The sequence below is a fragment of the Dyadobacter ginsengisoli DSM 21015 genome, from assembly GCF_059568735.1.
In genome coordinates this window covers 767,578-784,424 of record NZ_JCANTY010000003.1, presented here as the reverse complement: position 1 = coordinate 784,424, position 16,847 = coordinate 767,578, and the positions used below count along the sequence as shown (strand labels likewise).

Here is a 16,847-nt window from a genome sequence, read left to right as displayed (position 1 = left end):
TTTATTTTATTTCCTCCAAACTTATTTTTAATTTTGCCCGGCAAATAACAATCGTTTATTTGCTATGAGCACAGACCCATCCAAAGTCCTCTTCGAGGCACTCACTTACGACGACGTTCTGTTAATCCCAGGTTACTCAGAAGTCCTGCCTCGTGACACAACAACTAAAACCAAGCTTACCCGCAACATCGAGTTGAACATTCCTATTGTTTCAGCTGCGATGGACACGGTTACGGAGTTTGAGTTAGCCATTGCCATGGCGCAGGAAGGTGGTCTCGGAATAATCCATAAAAATATGAGCCTGGAAGCGCAAGCTGAGCAGGTGAGAAAGGTAAAGAGATCGGAGAGCGGTATGATCCTCGACCCGATTACACTGTTGGACTCAGCAACGCTGGGTGACGCACACCAGATCATGCGTGAGTTCAAAATTGGGGGCATCCCGGTTATTGACAAAGATCACAAACTGATCGGTATTCTTACCAACCGGGATTTACGTTTTGAAAGGGAAATGACGAAACCGGTAACGGAGATCATGACCAAGGATAAACTGATCACCGCTTCCGAAGGGTTATCCCTTGACGATGCGGAGAAGATTTTACAGGAATACAAGATAGAAAAGCTTCCGATCGTCGATTCGGAATATCGCCTCACAGGACTGATCACCTACAAGGACATCCTGAAACGTAAATCACACCCCAATGCTTGTAAAGACGAATATGGCCGCCTTCGTGTAGGCGCTGCGGTAGGCGTTACCCCGGATTTGCTGAAACGGGTAGAGGCATTGGTTAAAGCAGGTGTGGACGTTGTGAGCCTCGATACTGCACACGGACATTCAAGGGGTGTGATCGATGCATTGAAGTCGATCAAAGCCCAGTTCCCCAAACTCGATGTGATTGCCGGTAATGTGGCCACGGGCGAAGCCGCCAAGGCACTTGCCGATGCCGGCGCGGATGGTGTGAAAGTGGGTGTAGGTCCCGGCAGTATCTGTACAACGCGGATCATCGCAGGTATTGGTGTACCTCAGCTGACAGCCGTTATGTGGGCTGCGGAAGCTTTGAAAGGCACGGATGTTCCTGTTATCGCCGACGGAGGTATCCGTTTCTCAGGCGATATGACAAAAGCCCTGGCTGGTGGTGCGAGTACCATCATGATCGGCTCGATGCTGGCCGGTAGCGATGAAGCTCCCGGAGAGATTGTTATCTACGAAGGACGGAAGTTCAAGGCTTACCGTGGTATGGGGTCGGTAGAAGCAATGGAAGACGGCTCGAAGGATCGTTATTTCCAGGATGCCGAGGACGATGTGAAGAAACTGGTTCCGGAAGGAATCGTAGGACGAGTTCCTTTCAAAGGAAAAGTGTCCGAGATCATTTATCAAATGGTAGGCGGTTTGAAGGCTGGAATGGGATATTGCGGTGCAAGCAATATTGAATCGCTTCAAAACGCACAGTTTGTCAAGATCACGTCTGCGGGTGTTAAGGAAAGCCATCCTCACGACATCATGATCCAGAAGGAAGCTCCAAACTATTCGAGATCCTGAGGAGGCTTTCGGCTAATGGCAGTCGGCTCTGTTTAAATTAGAAAATAAATGACAAAGGCGTTGCAAAAACTTGCAACGCCTTTGTCATTTATAAAATTCACTATCGAAAGCCGAAAGCCGAAAGCCGAAAGCCGAAAGCCGAAAGCCGAAAGCCGAAAGCCGAAAGCCGAAAGCCGAAAGCCGAAAGCCGAAAGCCCTTACCTATGCTGCACTTGGTTTTGCGAACCTACTTTTCAAGTACTGGAAGATCATCGGAAGGATAGAAATGCCGATGATACCGAAAATAACGAGCTCGAAATTCTTTTTAACAATTTCCATATTTCCGAAGAAATAGCCGAGCAAAGTGAGGGTAGGTACCCAGAGCAATGCTCCCACAATGCAGAAAATAATGTATTTCGAATAATTCATACTTCCTGCACCAGCCACGAAAGGAGCCACCGTGCGAACGATAGGGATGAATCGTGCCATAATCACCGTGCTGCCGCCGTGTTTTTCGTAGAATGCTTCGGTTTTTTCCAGATATTCTCTTTTCAGAAACAATATCTTCTCCCGTTTCTTGATCTGCCCGCCGAAGGTTTTTCCGATAAAGTAGTTGACGTTATCCCCGAGCAGAGCAGCGATGATGAGGATAATGATGATCAGCCACACATTGAGGCCCGTGGTTTCATTAGCGGCAATGGCACCGGCAGCGAACAGAAGCGAGTCGCCGGGAAGCAAAGGCATGATGACGAGGCCTGTTTCAGTGAAAACAATTAAAAACAGAATAACGTAAGTGAGTGTACCATACTCCTCCACAATGTTAAACAGGTGCTTGTCTAAATGGAGGAAGAAGTCAATGAACTGCGTTAAAAATTCCATAGCTAATCTTTAAGTTGACAAATCTATTTTTGGTAATCTGAAATTATTTGGAATCGATTTTCCACTTCTGCCTGGTTTTAGCATTCAGGAAGTGATTGAAGGTATCTCCTCTGAGTCCCAGACGGATTGTTTCGAGCGGGATGAGCTCGCTCGGGGCGATGTTGCCCAGGTTGACATTAGCGCCCAGCAACTTCACAAACCAAACCTGTTGTGATTTTTGAGGAGCTTCCCAGATCATATCCTCGAATGCGATCTCTGTAAGTATTTCCTCCACAAGTCCCTGGCGTACCTCGCCGCTTGCACGGAACAACCCCACATTCCCTGATTCCCGGGCCTCGCCAATTACCTTCCACGCGCCGGCCTGCAATTCAGATTTGATCAGCTGTATCCATTTGTAAGGAGGGATAATTTTGTTCTCATCTTTGGAACCTACCTCCGACAGCACTATTACCTGCTTGGACAGCGTATGAATATATTCGCATTTGACGTCCTGAGGCATTTCAATAGAGCCATCGGAAACCTCGGCGTGGCTCAGCTCATATTTATCGAGCAACTTGCGGTAGTCGTCAAACTGGTTTCTGACTACAAAGGCTTCAAACAATGTACCTCCGAAATACACCGGAATATTGGCACTTTTATAAACGGCAAGCTTTTCGTCCAAATTGGGGCTTACAAACGACGTAGCCCAACCAAGTTTTACGATATCAATGTAAGGCGCCGCAATGGAGAGCATGTCTTCTGTTTCCCTAACACTGAGCCCTTTGTCCATCACCATGGTGAGTCCTTTTGATCTGGGTTTCTGGGAGCGATCGGGGACCTGCGATAACGTAAAATTCATATAAGAGTACACTTTTATCTCTGGCAAAAACTCCGGTAAAGGTAGTAATAACCTTCGATACGTAACAATAAAATCCATAGCATTGCCTGTCGGACGTATATTTTTCTACGATAATTACTATTTTTAAAAAATCACTTTCAGTCTTTCCAAATTAGCGCAGCACCATGAACACACACACAAATGCAGATCCCCGCACGGAAAACACCCGTCTCACTTTTCTTCAGGAGTTGGTAGGTAAGCCGATGAGCCAGCATTTTTCACCGGTAGCAAAGTGGTTGAATGGGAAACTGCTTTCAATCGGGGAAGGCGAAATGGAAGTGGAGTACGAGGTTCGGGAAGATATGTGTAATCCGATGGGAACGCTGCACGGAGGTATTGCCGCTACTATTTTGGATGACGTGGTCGGAACGATGGTCTATGCACTAGGGCGCGAGTTTGGTTACACGTCGGTTAATCTCAACTGCGACTTTCTGAACCCTGCCCTCACCGGACACATTTTACGGGCTAAATCGTCCATCATCAGAGCAGGGAAGAATATCATTCACGTGGAAGGCCGGCTTATCTGTGATGGACGTATCATTGCCAAGTGCACCAGCAACCTCATTCAGACAGGCTTTAAATTGCCCGAAGTTCCCGGGCGTTAAAGGGTTTCGGCTTATCTTTGCAATATGGAAAAACAATTTAATGACCTGCCGGAGAGTCGTCAGGAACAACTGATGGCTTTTGACCGGCTGTTGACCATCATGGACGAGTTGCGCGAGCAATGTCCCTGGGACAGGAAACAAACCATGGAAAGTCTGAGGCATTTGACCATAGAAGAAACGTACGAGTTGTCCGACGCCATATTGAACAATGATCTGCGTGAAATTCAGAAGGAGTTGGGCGACGTTTTATTACATATCGTATTTTATGCCAAAATAGGGTCAGAGGAGGAGAAAGGAAAAAGCTATCAGTTTGATATCCGGGACGTCTTGAATAGCATCTGCGATAAACTGATTTCCAGGCACCCGCATATATATGGCGATTTCGTGGCCGACTCTGAGGAGGCGGTCAAGCAGAACTGGGAGAAACTGAAATTGAAAGAGGGGAATAAATCGGTACTGGCTGGGGTCCCGACATCGTTGCCTGCCTTGGTGAAGGCCATGAGAATTCAGGAAAAGGCCCGTGGGGTTGGTTTCGATTGGGACGAGAAACAGCAGGTCTGGGCAAAGGTGGAGGAGGAGTTGAAGGAATTCAAGGACAACTTCAATATAGAAACTGCCGATGTAATTGACCAGAAAGCTGCCGAAGGCGAGTTTGGCGATTTGTTATTTTCATTGGTCAATTATTCGCGGTTTGTAGACATTAACCCGGAAACTGCTCTGGAAAGGACCAATAAAAAGTTCATCGGACGTTTCCAGTATCTCGAAGAAGCTTCCAAAGCCGATGGTAAATCGCTGTCGGATATGTCGCTCGATGAAATGGATTTTTATTGGAACCAGGCGAAGGCATTGGGTGTATAAAACTTTCGGTTCTGCGTAATCCGACTACGAATGTTACGTTCCATATACGGCTGAGAAACTGAATGCACAATTCGTTAAAATGAGTCAGGGCGTTGAAATCTTGTAACACTGCTAAGAAGTAAATAGAATTAATGTCTTCCCATCATATCGTTAAGGAAAAACAGGAGCCTGCGTTAATCATTGCCAACGGTGAAGCATGCGGTTCGGAATTATTGGGGCAGTTGCTGGAATGGAGCCCTTTTATTGTAGTACTCGACCACGCGATTTATCGTGTACTGGACCTGGGGATTAAAATTGACGTATGGATGGGTGATTTTGATCAACCGCATGATGTCGAAGCGATCCGGGTCCGCCAGCATCCGTTGGAAATCATCAATACCCCCGATCAGGAAAAGACGGATCTTAATAAAGCGATCGAGTTTCTGATCGAGAGAGGCTTCCCGGCGGCCAATGTTGTTTGGGCAACAGGCCGCCGTGCGGATCACGCCATTACCAATATTACGGATCTGGTACGGTACAAGGAGCAAATTAAGCTTGTTCTTCTTGACGATTACTCCAAAATTTTTCCGCTAACAGGCTCATTTGAAAAGTGGTACACGGCCGGTACCCCAATCTCCCTGATTCCCATTGGAACTGTCGAAGGTATTGAAACACGAGGTTTGAAATACAACTTAAATAACGAAACGCTAACAATGGGATATAGAACCGGCAGCAGCAATGAGGCCGAAACTGATGGAATGGTTTGGATTTCTGCTCAAAAAGGAGATCTTCTGATTATGGAATGCTGGGATTTATAATGAGGTCGAATTAACTTCTTTCGATTCTACGTAAAAATTCCGGTCGACCGTCAGTGACTTTTCTCCTTTTACTTTCAGTGTTTTCCAATCGTTGGTCGGATGCAGAAACTCCTCTTTTCCGCTGGCCAGCTTAACCTTGACAGGCATGCTGAAGTTTTCGACAGTGTTGAGCCAGCGATACCGCAGCCCCTTGTTCCCGAATGCATATTCAAGGACCGGAATCCTGACATCTCTCAGATATTGGTCAAATACCTTTGAAAGGTCTTTTCCGGCATGTTCGCTGATATAATGCTCTATCTGCGAGCCGTCCACGGTCTGGTGATAGAATGTTTTGTTCAGGCCACGGAGGATCTGGCGCCATTTTTCGTCGTCATTGATGACCTGCCGGATAGTATGGAGCATGTTCCCTCCCTTGTAATACATATCCTTTGACCCTTCCTGATTAACCCCATAAATTCCGATAATGGGAATGTCGTTGGCGATCAGCTCCCTTGTTCCGATTACATAGTCGGCACCGGCCTGTTTCCCGAAGTAATATTCCGTATACAGATTCTCTGAATAGTTGGTGAAGCTCTCATGTACCCACATATCTGCCACGTCCTTGTAGGTAATGTTATTGGCAAACCATTCATGACCGCTTTCGTGGATAATAATGAAATCCCATTTTAATCCCCAGCCGGTATTGGAAAGATCGCGGCCACGGTACCCCATTTTGTAGTCATTTCCGTAAGTCACAGAGCTCTGGTGTTCCATCCCCAGGTAAGGGACCTCCACGAGCTTGTACCCGTCTTCATAAAACGGATAGGGGCCAAACCAATGCTCAAAGGCTTTCAGCATACTTGGCGCCTGCTTGAACTGTTCTTTGGCGGCTTCGAGATTCTGAGGAAGTACGTAGTAACTCAATTGCAGATCGCCTCTTTCTCCCTTGAACGTCTCTTTCCAGCTCACATAATTGGCGACGTTCATATTTACCCCATAGTTGTTGATCGGATTTTTAACAAACCAGTTGAAGGTATGGGAATCGTCACTGTTCTCAACTACTGACCTCAATACGCCATTGGATACATCCATGAGCTTTTTGGGAACGGTGATGCTGATCAGCATGCTGTCTGGTTCATCGTACATATGATCCTTGCAGGGCCACCAGACACTGGCGCCCAGTCCCTGGCAGGAGGTGGATATGATCGTGTTCCCTTTGCCGTCCGGAACCCACTGCACGCCGCCGTCCCAGGGCGGACGTTTCGCAAGCCTTGGCCGTCCGGCATAAAACACTTCTATGGCTTCTGCCTTGCCGGTTTCCTGTTTCTTTTTTAAGGTGATAAAAAAAGCATTGCCATCCCGGCGGAACGAGAGTGATTCCCCATCCTGAACTACTTTAGTGATCAGTAAGGGCTCCTGCAAGTCCACCTGTATTATTTGGTGAGGTTTAATAACCTTGTAGGCAATGAGCGTACTGCCCGATAGAGTACTGTCTTTCTCATTCGGTCTGACATTGAGATGGTAATAACTGAGATCCCACCAGGCTCTTTCCGGGGTGATGGAGCCTCTGAGCGTGTCAGCGTGAGTAAATTCCTTCTTTTGCGAAAAAGAATGTATTGAAATGGTCAGTAAAAAGATGCTTGCGATTACCTTGAGCATTTGACTTTTGTTAAATGAAGTGTACTATTTATCCAGAATTTCCATGTCGTTCAGCTCCGAACCACCTTCGCGGTTGGCTGAACCGGCCGCTATATAAATTTTCTTATTGAGAGAAACTGCCTGCGTGCCGTGCCGTCCCTGGTGCAGGGAAGGCAGTCGCTCCCACTTCTGAGTTTGGGGATTAAAAGCCTCTACCTCGTTGTGCGCTTCTACGTGCGCATCGCTTTCGCCCCCGATCACCAGAATCTTATTATTGTAGACTACGGTAGTGTTGCCAGCCCGTAATGTTGGCAGATTGTTGGACGCGTCCAGGGTCGACCAGGTGCCTGTTTTAAAGTCATACATATCCACTTCTTTGATAACGGTGTTCAGAACCTGATTAATGCGTGCGGTAGAGAGGCGGCCTCCGGCTACATACAGTTTGTTATTCAGTACCGCTACCTGTACATGATCCCGGGGGCGGGGCGCGTCGCTCAAAGTTTTCCAGATGCCTGTGGCAGGATCAAACTCATCAAACCACTTTACCTGCCCGTCCCAATGCCCGTCCTGTATGCCGCAGACCAGGTAGATTTTGTCACTCATAACAAATGCGCCGGCCGCACCCCGGCGACGGTTTTCGGGGATAGGAGCCCCTTTCCGCCATTCGTTTTTGACGGGATTGAATATATAAATGTCGGGAATGGGAACCTCATGCGGGTAGCCGCCTGTGAATGCGCCCAGGACATATATTTCGTTTTTATAGGTGACGGCCTGGAAATGGCTCATCTCTATCGGTGATGGCGCCAATGCACTCCATGCGTCTTTTTTGAAATCGTATTCATCAACGGCTTTGATGCCACGGCCGCCCAGCAGGTACAATTTCCCATTAGCCGTTGCCATTGCGTTTTCATGTCGTTTTTCTGGAAGGTTTTCAGGTTCCGACACCGTCCATATTTGAGCAAAGCCTTGCATTGCGGCCCATTGAAGTGCAATCAGTAATGCTGCCTTTTTATAGAGAGGTTTCATGTTGATTACGTTTAGAATGGCTGGATACGCACAAATCACTTTCAAAAACGATATCAAGGTACAATTATATTCTATAAAACAGAAAGACCGGTCATGAGCCGGTCTTTCTGCCAATTTTTGTCAAACAGCTGTTAATTTTTGCTCGATAATTCCAGCGCAGGGCTTTCAAAACCGAGTTTTTTCAACCCGTTCCGAACGTCCGGATCTTTCATGAACAGCTTCCATAACAAGCCTGTACGGTAGTTTTCGATCATCACGATAATCGGCCCCTGGTCAATAGCCAGGTGTGATTTGGCATACCAGTTCTGTGATTCGTTAAATGCATCGGTAAAGCCATACTCCGACCAGATTTTATCACCCAGGTCATCATAGAAATGCCTCAGGGCCTTCATAGATTCTTTGGGCGTATAGGGAAAGGAAGACAATGCAGCCGTCGGTGTGATCGTACCAAAATCGTTGGTAGGGGAGTGCGCATTGTAGCCATTGTAGGTATCGCTGGCGGTCAGGCCCCAGCTGTTTTCTCCATAGCCTTTGAATTTTCCCGGGTTTGCGACACAATGTTTGTAGTTGATCAACGAATGATTCACGTTTTGCTCCCAGTAATCCGCATATTGATCTTTCAGATTTCTTGGATCCAAACCTACAAATGAATAATGGGTGAAGAACAATGGCCCGCCGTACTCAAATCCCAATGGCAGTTTGATGCCGTAGTATTCCTTTCCGTTTTTGAAGTGGTCGCTCTGGGCCCAGCATTTATGATAAACCTGCGAGGTGATAGGATAGCGGGGCGACGCGGCTCCCATGATGTAAGTGATAAGCGTTTCATTGTAACCGCGCAGCTCGAAGTTCATAGCCCAGCCGTTGTTGGGGCTCCAGTGCCAGTAAAGCTGATTGGGATTACCTCGGGTGTACCAATCCCACTCCGCTTCGCTCCATATCCATTGGATCCGGTTCCGAAGGTCCCTTTCCAGGTCATTGTCTTTGTCGAAATACTGCCGGGCGGCGAGCAATCCCTGGAACAGGAATGAAGTTTCTACCAGGTCACCACCATCGTCTTTGCGGCCAAACGGGATGATCTTGCCCGTAGCGCCATTTAGCCAGTGGGGAAATATACCGTGGTAATGATCCGCTTTTGAAAGAAATTTGACCATCTTAAGGAGCCTTGCAGCCACAGAATCACGGGGTTGCCATTTTCTTTCGGCAGCGACAATCATTGCCATGATGCCGAAGCCGGTTCCTCCGGTGGTCACCACTTCGTCGCCATAGTCGTAGGCGACATTGCTGCGCTCCCGCGACATGCCGCTTACAGGATGCCCAAATTCCCAGAAATACCTGAAAGTCTGTTTCTGCACCAGTTCAAGTAATGCAGTATCTGAAAGATTTTTGGGTCGGCCGGCCGGGTTGAATGCCGCAGGTTTCATACTGGCAGCTTTCTTTTTTTGTGCCTCACTATCTACATGCACTGAAAAAAGGAGCAATAGCAGGCATAGTATGGAGTGGAAGGATAGCTTCATAGTCGAGTAAAATTTAAATGGTGGGATAAGTTTCACTGGATTTCAGGACTACTGAATCCAAGTTTTTTTAGCCCGGTTTTGACCTCGGGATTGCTCATAAAAAGCTTCCAGGGCAACGAGCTCCGGTGATTCTCAATCATTACTATAATAGGTCCCTGATCAATCGCGAGGTACGAATCCGCAAACCAAAGGTCTTCTAGGGAAAACGCGTCGTGAAAGCCATAGTCTCCCCACAGCTTATCTCCCAGTTTATAATAGAAGAATTTTAATGCCTGCATCGATTCTACCGGCGTGTAGGGGAAAGCGGATAATGCCGCTGTTGGCGTGATGACCCCACGGTCGTTCGTGGGGGAGTTGGCATTGTATCCGTTAGGGATGTCGCTGGCGGTAAGCCCCCAGCATTGGTCGCTGTATCCGTCGTGTGAATGTGGATTGGCCTTACAGTAATTGTAGTTAATCAAAGTATGTGCCCGGTTCTGGGTCAGGTAGTTGGTAAACCGGTCGGTCAGGTTGGTTGGGTTCAAACCAAGAAAGGAATATTGAGAGAAAAACAGCGGGCCGCCCATTGTTTCACCAAGCGGCAATTTGATCCCGTAAAATTCTTTTCCATTGACAAAAGCCCCATTATCTGTCCAGCCATTGTCGTACACTGCTTTACTGATAGCGTGCGTTGGGGAAGACGCGGCCAGCACATAGGTGATCAGGCATTCATTCCATCCCTTAATTGGCAGGTTCATATCCCAGTTATAGTCCGGACTCCAGTGCCAATAGAGTATGTTCCCTTCTCCTTTTTTGAACCAATCCCATTCCACTGCTTCCCAGATAGTTGTAATATCCAACCTGAGAGCCGTTTCGGCCGGACTATTCTCCTGAAAGTACTGGCGGGCCGTAAGCAATCCCTGGATCAGGTAGGAAGTTTCGACTAAATCGGCACCATTGTCTTTCGTGCTGAAAGGCACTGCGACCCCGGTAGCGCCATTGAGCCAGTGGGGAAATGCTCCGTGGAATGTCTGCGCTTTTTTCAGAAAGCCGACTATTTTTTGCATTCTTTCCAATCCTTCGGCCCGTGTAATGAACTTTCGCTCAACGGCAATGGGTATAGTCATAATTCCGAAACCGCTGCCACCCGAAGTAACGACATCGCCGGAAGTATTTCGCTCTCTGGCCAGGCCGCTTACTGGATGGGCGAAGTCCCAGAAGTATTTAAATGTCTGTTTTTGAACAAGCGTAAGCAGGGCTTCGTCTGAAATGACAGGGAATTTGTCGGTAGAATCGAGCGCAGTGGTAAGGCTGACATTGACTTCGTTCAGCAACATTCCGCCTGCTTTGGATTTTAATGCTTTGGTGGCAACAACTGAGTAGTTGGTTAGATAATCCAAATTGGCAGAAGGAATAACCACTACCGAGCTGTCGCCGTTCTCCCAAGCAGTTGTAAAAGCAATGGATTGCCCCGAGGCAGACTTGAATGTTATGCCGCTTGCGGCCAAGGCGGTGTTTAGCGGGGCAGAAAATGTAAACCTGACCTTCGGTTTCAGGTTTACATCGGTATAGTTAAAGCCGGAATAGCTGTCGTTAACTTTCAGACTGTTAAAGCCAAAGGATGACGGTACCCCGGGATTGGATGGCCCGGGGTCCTTGCCGGATTGACAGGAAACCCCGAGCCAGATAAATGAACAAAGACAAAGAAGGTAATGGAATGGCATTATTTCCCTCTTGATTCCAGTTTGACCAGTGCATCGACATCCGCGTCTTTCAGGGCGATGTTGTAGATCCTTACTTCATCGAGTAATCCCGTCAGATAAGTGGCCCAGGATTGCGCTTCGGACTCAGACGTCAGGCTGGGAGTGGTCTGGAATTGTACCGTACCGAAGACCATTTTACCGGGGCTTTTCCATTTCAGGTCGCCAAACTTGGCTACCGTGCTGGTAGCGGTTTTAGAGCCATTCACGTAAACGGAGAAAGTGGATGAAGTGGCGTCGTAAGCCAATGCAATGTGGGTCCAGGAATTATATAGATTGACAATCCCCTCCTTGGTAACCCAGGTGTCGTTTTTGTCATTCTGGATATGGGCTTTGAAAATGCCATCCGTTTCGGTACCCCCGTTTTCGAAGAAAGTTTCGATGTTTCCCCAGAAGCCGTCCTTTTGCGAAAGTCCCACAAGTCCGATAATGCCGCCTGCCGCTTTGGTCGACTGACTGTTTACCCAGTAGGTAAGCGTAAAGCTTTTCAAACCGAGAATCGGGGCAGTAGGGTCAAACAGAACGTAGCCGTTTTTAGCCCCTTTCATGGCTTGCCCCTTCAGTCCGTTTGAGAAAGTGGTGCCGGTATTGGCGCCTGCCGTTTTTGACACAGCGTCCATGTAATCGCCGTTGAATGGGAAGTATGCCACCAGATTTTCTTTGGCGATTTCATCGGAGCTCGTATAGCCCCCGATAGTCACACTCGGAGCATAGCTTTCCGGGTCGAATTTTTCATAGCATGAACTTACCCCGATAACCGTCAATGCGCAGCATGCTACGGTCAGTTTATTCTTTAAAGTTTTCATCGATAGATCGCGGTTTGAAATTAGTAGCCTGGGTTTTGGGTCAGGACGCCTGCACTGAGATCGATTTCAGTCTGAGGGACTGGCCATACTTCGTTTTTGCCGGCTTTCCAGCCCTTAGGCCCGAATACTGCGGTACCGCGTCCCTGGCGGATTACATCGAAGTAGCGGTCAAATTCCATGGCCAGCTCAACGTGGCGTTCATTCCAGATAGCTGTGCGCAATGCGACTTTATCGGTGGTGGTCACTTTCGGAAGAATGGTTTTGCTCGCGCCTCTTGCCCGCGCACGGACCAACTCCAATGAAGCAAGTGCTGCTGTGGAGTTACCGATTTCGTTTGCAGCTTCGGCATTCATCAGCAGCACATCGGCATAGCGGATCACGCGAACATTCTGCTGAGAGCCTTCATTGAATCCCGTCATGTAAAGTTTGAAGGGTACATATGACTTCTGATTGTACATCGGATTATCTCCTGTTGCTGCGATGGCATCGCCGGAGGGCGTGGTTTCACCGCGGAAAATAATGGTAGCATCTCTTCTGGGGTCACCGGCTTCGTAGGCTTTTGAGAGCTCCTCAGTGGGAACATTAAAACCCCAGCCTCCCCCGGTTACTCCTCTCACACCTTGTACCTGTGAGTACTGGGAGTTGGAAGCATCTTTGTTGGAAGGGATCAGTTCATTTTGAATCTCAAAGATTGACTCCGTCGAATTTTCATTCGGTATCCGGAACAGCGATTCGTAGTCGGCAAAGAGGGAATACTGACCGGAATTGATCACTTGTGTGGTCAGATCGAAAACCTGCTGCCATTTTTGCTGGTACATGGAAACTTTGGCGTGCAACGACAATGCGGCACCCTTGGTAACCCGGCCGAGGTCCGCCGCACCATAGTTCTGTGGCAGTACGGCGGCGGCATCTACGAGGTCTTTTTCAATGGCCGTGTACACTTCGGCTTTCGGCGTGCGAGGGAGGTTATATTCCGTTGCGTCCTTGGGGAGTTTCAACCTCAAAGGGACGTCACCAAATGCCCGCACTAACCTGAAATACGAATAGGCACGTACAAATTTAGCTTCGGCCAGATATCTGGCTTTCAGGTTTTCATCCATGCTGATGGCAGGGATGTTGTCGAGTACCTGGTTTGCGTAATTGATGTTCTGATATTGTCCCTGCCAGAAGCCGCCGAGTTGCCCATCGGTTGAGCCTACCGAGAAATTATCATATTGGTTGAAGAAAGTCGCATCCGATGCTGTACTGCCTTTTTCGGCATCATCCGAACCGACGCTTTCTACCGCAATGGCTGCAAAAGCCGTATTGTTCCAGCCGCGGAGGTTAGCGTACATTGCATTCACCGCTTTGGTCGCGTCCGCCTCACTTTCCCAGAAAACGGTACCGGCCTGCTTGCCTTGCGGATCTGTATCCAGGAAACTGTCGCTGCAGGATGAAGGGATAACCAGGAGCACTGCGAGCCCCAGATAGAGACCTGTCTGCTTCAAGTTGTTTTTAATACTTATATTTTTCATATCGGTTCTGATCTTAGAAAGTGACATTAATACCAAAGTTGTAGGTCGCTGAGAGCGGATACACGTTGGCGTCGATTCCTGCCTGCGTAGGCTTGTTTTCATTGGCTCTTACCTCAGGGGACAGGCCTTTGTATTTGAAGAAATTCAAAGGGTTCTGTGCATTCGCATACAAGCGCAGTTTGCGGATTTTCAGTTTTTCATTGAATGCCTGCGGGAATGTGTAGCCGATCTGTGCATTTCTCACCCGGAAGTAGCTGCCGCTCTGTACAAAGAACGAGTTGGGCAGGTAATTCTGGCCGCCGCCTATGTTGGCCGAAGGATAGGTGTTGGAAGTTCCTTCACCATGCCACCTGTTGTCGTAGAAGTCCTTGGTGAAGTTTTCATTGCCATATCGCCATCCCATGTTGGCATTGTAAATATCGACTTTGGCTACACCCTGGAAGTCGAGCATGAGATCGATGTTCTTGTAATTCCAGCTGGTGTTGATCCCGTAGGTGAATTTCGGGTTTGGATTGCCGAGTACCTGGCGGTCAAGACCTGAGATCGTGCCGTCGGGTGTACCATTGGTTCCGCTGATATCACGGTATTTGAAATCTCCCGGTTTTGCATTAGGCTGGGCCGATTTACTGATTTCGTCCTGATTCTGGAAAATACCGTCGACAATGTACCCATAGAATGAGCCGATCGGGTCGCCTACGCGGGTACGGGTCGCCAATGCGCCGCTCGTGAGCCCCACGCCACCGTCGTAAATCGGGTTGGCCCCGGATGATACGGCGAGAACGGTGTTGTTATTCACAGCCCCGTTGAAGCCGATGCTGTAAGAAAGGTCCTTGCCGATATCATCGCGCCAGTTCAGTGCAAATTCAAAACCTTTGTTCTGGAAATCAGCCTGGTTCCCCACGATGCGTCCGGATTCGGTACCAATGGACGTTAGCACAGGAATATCGAAGATCGCACGCTCAGTTTTCTTAACATAATAATCCAACTCGACCGTCAGTCTTGATTTCAGGAAGGAAGCTTCGACACCCGCGTCGGTTCCCACGCCACGCTCCCAGTAAGTGGTAGGAGGGATGATCGTGTTGATGCTGGCTCCTGTATTGAGCTGGCCGCCGAAAATTGCCGCGAGTCCGCCACCGGTGGCAACGGTTAATGTGGAGAGGTTGGAAGGCACAGATGCGTTACCGATCTTACCCCAGCTACCGCGGATTTTCAGGTTATCAAAAATCGTTTGCCCTTTCATGAATGCCTCATTGCTGATCACCCAGCCAGCTCCGATCGACGGGAAGTAACCCCAGGCATTGCCTCCCTGGAAAAATTTGGAAGAACCATCTGCCCGCAGGGACGCATTCAGCATGTAACGGTCATCAAACGAGTAGTTGACACGGCCGAAGTAGGAAGCGTAAGTTCCCAGGTCGCCTTCGTCTTTCACGTTACGGCCATCGGCGCTACCCAATGCAAGGTAAAGGTCGCCTTCACTGCTGAATGGTACATTCAATGCGTTCGCAGTCAGTTTGTAAGATTGGTCGCGCTGCGCCGACTGTCCTAAAAGAGCGGTGAGACTGTGCTTGCCAAAATCTTTGGTGTAGGTCAATGTATTTTCAAAAATCCAATACCTTGTTTGCGGACGGACGAATTCAAGGAAGCTGGTAGTATTGCGTTGTTTGAATGTCGCTACATATTGCGGCACATAGGTACGGGTTTCATCCTGTCCGTAGCGCCCCCCAAGGCTGGTTTTGAAGGTCAGGCCTTTGAAAAGGGAGAGCTCGGCGTAAGCATTGCCGGTCAGCAGGGTTTTCTTGGTGTTCTGATTGTAGAAATCGACGGTAACCTGCGGGTTAAAGTTATTGCCATCACCCAGATTGTAGTCGGTCGGGTCACCATAGCTCCCATCGGCATAATACACCGGCACGACCGGGCCCGCCGCATATAGTTGTCTGAAGATACCACCGGCCTCATCTTTCGATTTGCTGAACGATCCCGTTGCGGTATATCCGATTTTCAGGTTTTTCAATACCTGGAAATCGTTCTGAACACGGGCGGTATACCGCTTGAAGTTGTTCTTTTCAACGATACCATCCTGATTGAGATAACCCAATGAGAAGTTATAGGTCGATTTTTCTCCGCCTCCGCTGATCGAAAGCTGGTGATTGGTCACGAATGCATTGCGGAGGATCTGGTGGTACCAGTCGGTTCCTTCGCCGTATTGACTCGGGTCGAGGACATTGCCTTTACCGTTGATATTGCTCAGCTCATTGGTCATCGTCGCATATTCCTGCGCATTGGCCATTTTGATCTGGTTGGTCACTTTCTGATAACCGACAAAGCCATTATAATCGATAACCGGTGTGCCTGATTTTCCTTTTTTGGTAGTGATCAGAACGACACCGTTCGCGGCGCGCACCCCGTAAATGGATTGGCTGGATGCATCTTTCAGGATGCTCATGTTTTCAATATCCCCGGAGTTCAGGAAGCTGATGTCATCGAACCATACCCCGTCGACCACATATAACGGGTTGGCACTACCGTAAGCCGTACCAACACCGCGAATCCGGATCTGCGGTGCTTCTCCCGGTTTACCCGAATTGTTGATCTGAACCCCCGCAACTTTTCCCTGCAAACCTGAAACAGCATTCATCGAAGGTTGTTTGGCAATTTCCGCGCCTTTGATCTGCGCAATAGCACCTGTAACGTCGAGCTTGTTTTGAGAACCATAACCCGTGATCACGACCTCGGTCAATGCTTTTGCATCCTCTTGCAATGCTACGTTGATTACCGTTTGGGTTCCGACGGTAATTTCCTGGGCTGCCATCCCGATCATGGAATACACGAGTACGGACTGGGACGAGGGGACTTTTATGGAATAGTTACCTTCTGCATCGGTGGGTACACCGCTGGTGGTCCCCTTGATCAGCACACTGGCGCCCGGAAGCACCGAATTGTCGGCACTCGAAGTGACCTTGCCGGTCACATTTATTTCCTGTGCGTAAGAGACACTCCCTAATGTCAGGAAAACGAGCATGTACAGTAATCGTACAGTAGTTTTCATCAGTTATAAATTAGTTGATTGAATTATTATAAGATTTTATTGACTTCAAAGTT

13 protein-coding genes are annotated in these 16,847 nt (G+C 48.4%); 4 read left to right on the top strand and 9 right to left on the bottom strand.

The annotated features are described in order from the left end of the window. Positions 1 to 64: 64 nt before the first annotated feature. The gene (gene guaB, locus BP71_RS13910; RefSeq protein WP_496380137.1) at positions 65 to 1,537 is read left to right on the top strand and encodes an IMP dehydrogenase; all 1,473 of its coding nucleotides are present in this window, start codon (positions 65 to 67) and stop codon (positions 1,535 to 1,537) included. A gap of 201 nt (positions 1,538 to 1,738) precedes the next feature. Here the strand turns inward: guaB and BP71_RS13905 are convergent, their stop codons facing one another. Together BP71_RS13905 and BP71_RS13900 are read right to left on the bottom strand one after the other, a co-directional pair. After that, entirely contained in the window at positions 1,739 to 2,395 is a 657-nt protein-coding gene (locus BP71_RS13905) for a DedA family protein (protein WP_496380135.1), read from the bottom strand. 43 nt (positions 2,396 to 2,438) lie between these two features. Beyond that, complete coding sequence (locus tag BP71_RS13900) at positions 2,439 to 3,233, bottom strand: phosphosulfolactate synthase (RefSeq protein WP_496380133.1); 795 nt, start codon at positions 3,231 to 3,233, stop codon at positions 2,439 to 2,441. Positions 3,234 to 3,397: 164 nt separating this feature from the next. Here BP71_RS13900 and BP71_RS13895 point away from each other — a divergent pair, with 164 nt between their 5' ends. The 3 genes from BP71_RS13895 (at position 3,398) to BP71_RS13885 (ending at position 5,532) form a co-directional block, all read left to right on the top strand. Beyond that, a complete protein-coding gene (locus BP71_RS13895; protein WP_496380131.1) occupies positions 3,398 to 3,877 on the top strand; it encodes a PaaI family thioesterase in 480 nt (159 codons plus the stop codon). A gap of 24 nt (positions 3,878 to 3,901) precedes the next feature. Then, on the top strand, positions 3,902 to 4,735 hold the full coding sequence (gene mazG, locus BP71_RS13890) for a nucleoside triphosphate pyrophosphohydrolase (RefSeq protein WP_496380129.1): 834 nt from the start codon (positions 3,902 to 3,904) through the stop codon (positions 4,733 to 4,735). Positions 4,736 to 4,866: 131 nt separating this feature from the next. Next, a complete protein-coding gene (locus tag BP71_RS13885) occupies positions 4,867 to 5,532 on the top strand; it encodes a thiamine diphosphokinase (RefSeq protein ID WP_496380127.1) in 666 nt (221 codons plus the stop codon). On the opposite strand, the gene BP71_RS13880 is transcribed toward BP71_RS13885, so the two are convergent. From BP71_RS13880 to BP71_RS13850, 7 genes are all read right to left on the bottom strand, one after another. After that, complete coding sequence (locus tag BP71_RS13880) at positions 5,527 to 7,170, bottom strand: M1 family metallopeptidase (protein ID WP_496380125.1); 1,644 nt, start codon at positions 7,168 to 7,170, stop codon at positions 5,527 to 5,529. The genes BP71_RS13885 and BP71_RS13880 overlap by 6 nt on opposite strands. A 24-nt stretch (positions 7,171 to 7,194) precedes the next feature. Next, complete coding sequence (locus tag BP71_RS13875; RefSeq protein ID WP_496380123.1) at positions 7,195 to 8,175, bottom strand: Kelch repeat-containing protein; 981 nt, start codon at positions 8,173 to 8,175, stop codon at positions 7,195 to 7,197. Positions 8,176 to 8,306: 131 nt separating this feature from the next. After that, positions 8,307 to 9,689, bottom strand: coding sequence for a glucoamylase family protein (locus BP71_RS13870; RefSeq protein WP_496380121.1), 1,383 nt, complete (start codon positions 9,687 to 9,689; stop codon positions 8,307 to 8,309). Positions 9,690 to 9,721: 32 nt separating this feature from the next. Beyond that, positions 9,722 to 11,392: a glucoamylase family protein gene (locus BP71_RS13865; RefSeq protein WP_496380119.1), complete on the bottom strand. Its 1,671-nt coding sequence runs from the start codon at positions 11,390 to 11,392 to the stop codon at positions 9,722 to 9,724. After that, complete coding sequence (locus BP71_RS13860; RefSeq protein WP_496380117.1) at positions 11,392 to 12,234, bottom strand: LamG domain-containing protein; 843 nt, start codon at positions 12,232 to 12,234, stop codon at positions 11,392 to 11,394. The genes BP71_RS13865 and BP71_RS13860 overlap by 1 nt, the downstream gene beginning before the upstream one ends. Before the next feature lie 20 nt (positions 12,235 to 12,254). Continuing rightward, complete coding sequence (locus BP71_RS13855; RefSeq protein WP_496380115.1) at positions 12,255 to 13,748, bottom strand: RagB/SusD family nutrient uptake outer membrane protein; 1,494 nt, start codon at positions 13,746 to 13,748, stop codon at positions 12,255 to 12,257. A gap of 13 nt (positions 13,749 to 13,761) precedes the next feature. Next, positions 13,762 to 16,794 carry a SusC/RagA family TonB-linked outer membrane protein gene (locus BP71_RS13850; protein WP_496380113.1) on the bottom strand — a complete coding sequence of 1,011 codons (3,033 nt, stop codon included), beginning with the start codon at positions 16,792 to 16,794 and terminating at the stop codon, positions 13,762 to 13,764. Between the last annotated feature and the right edge of the window lie 53 nt (positions 16,795 to 16,847).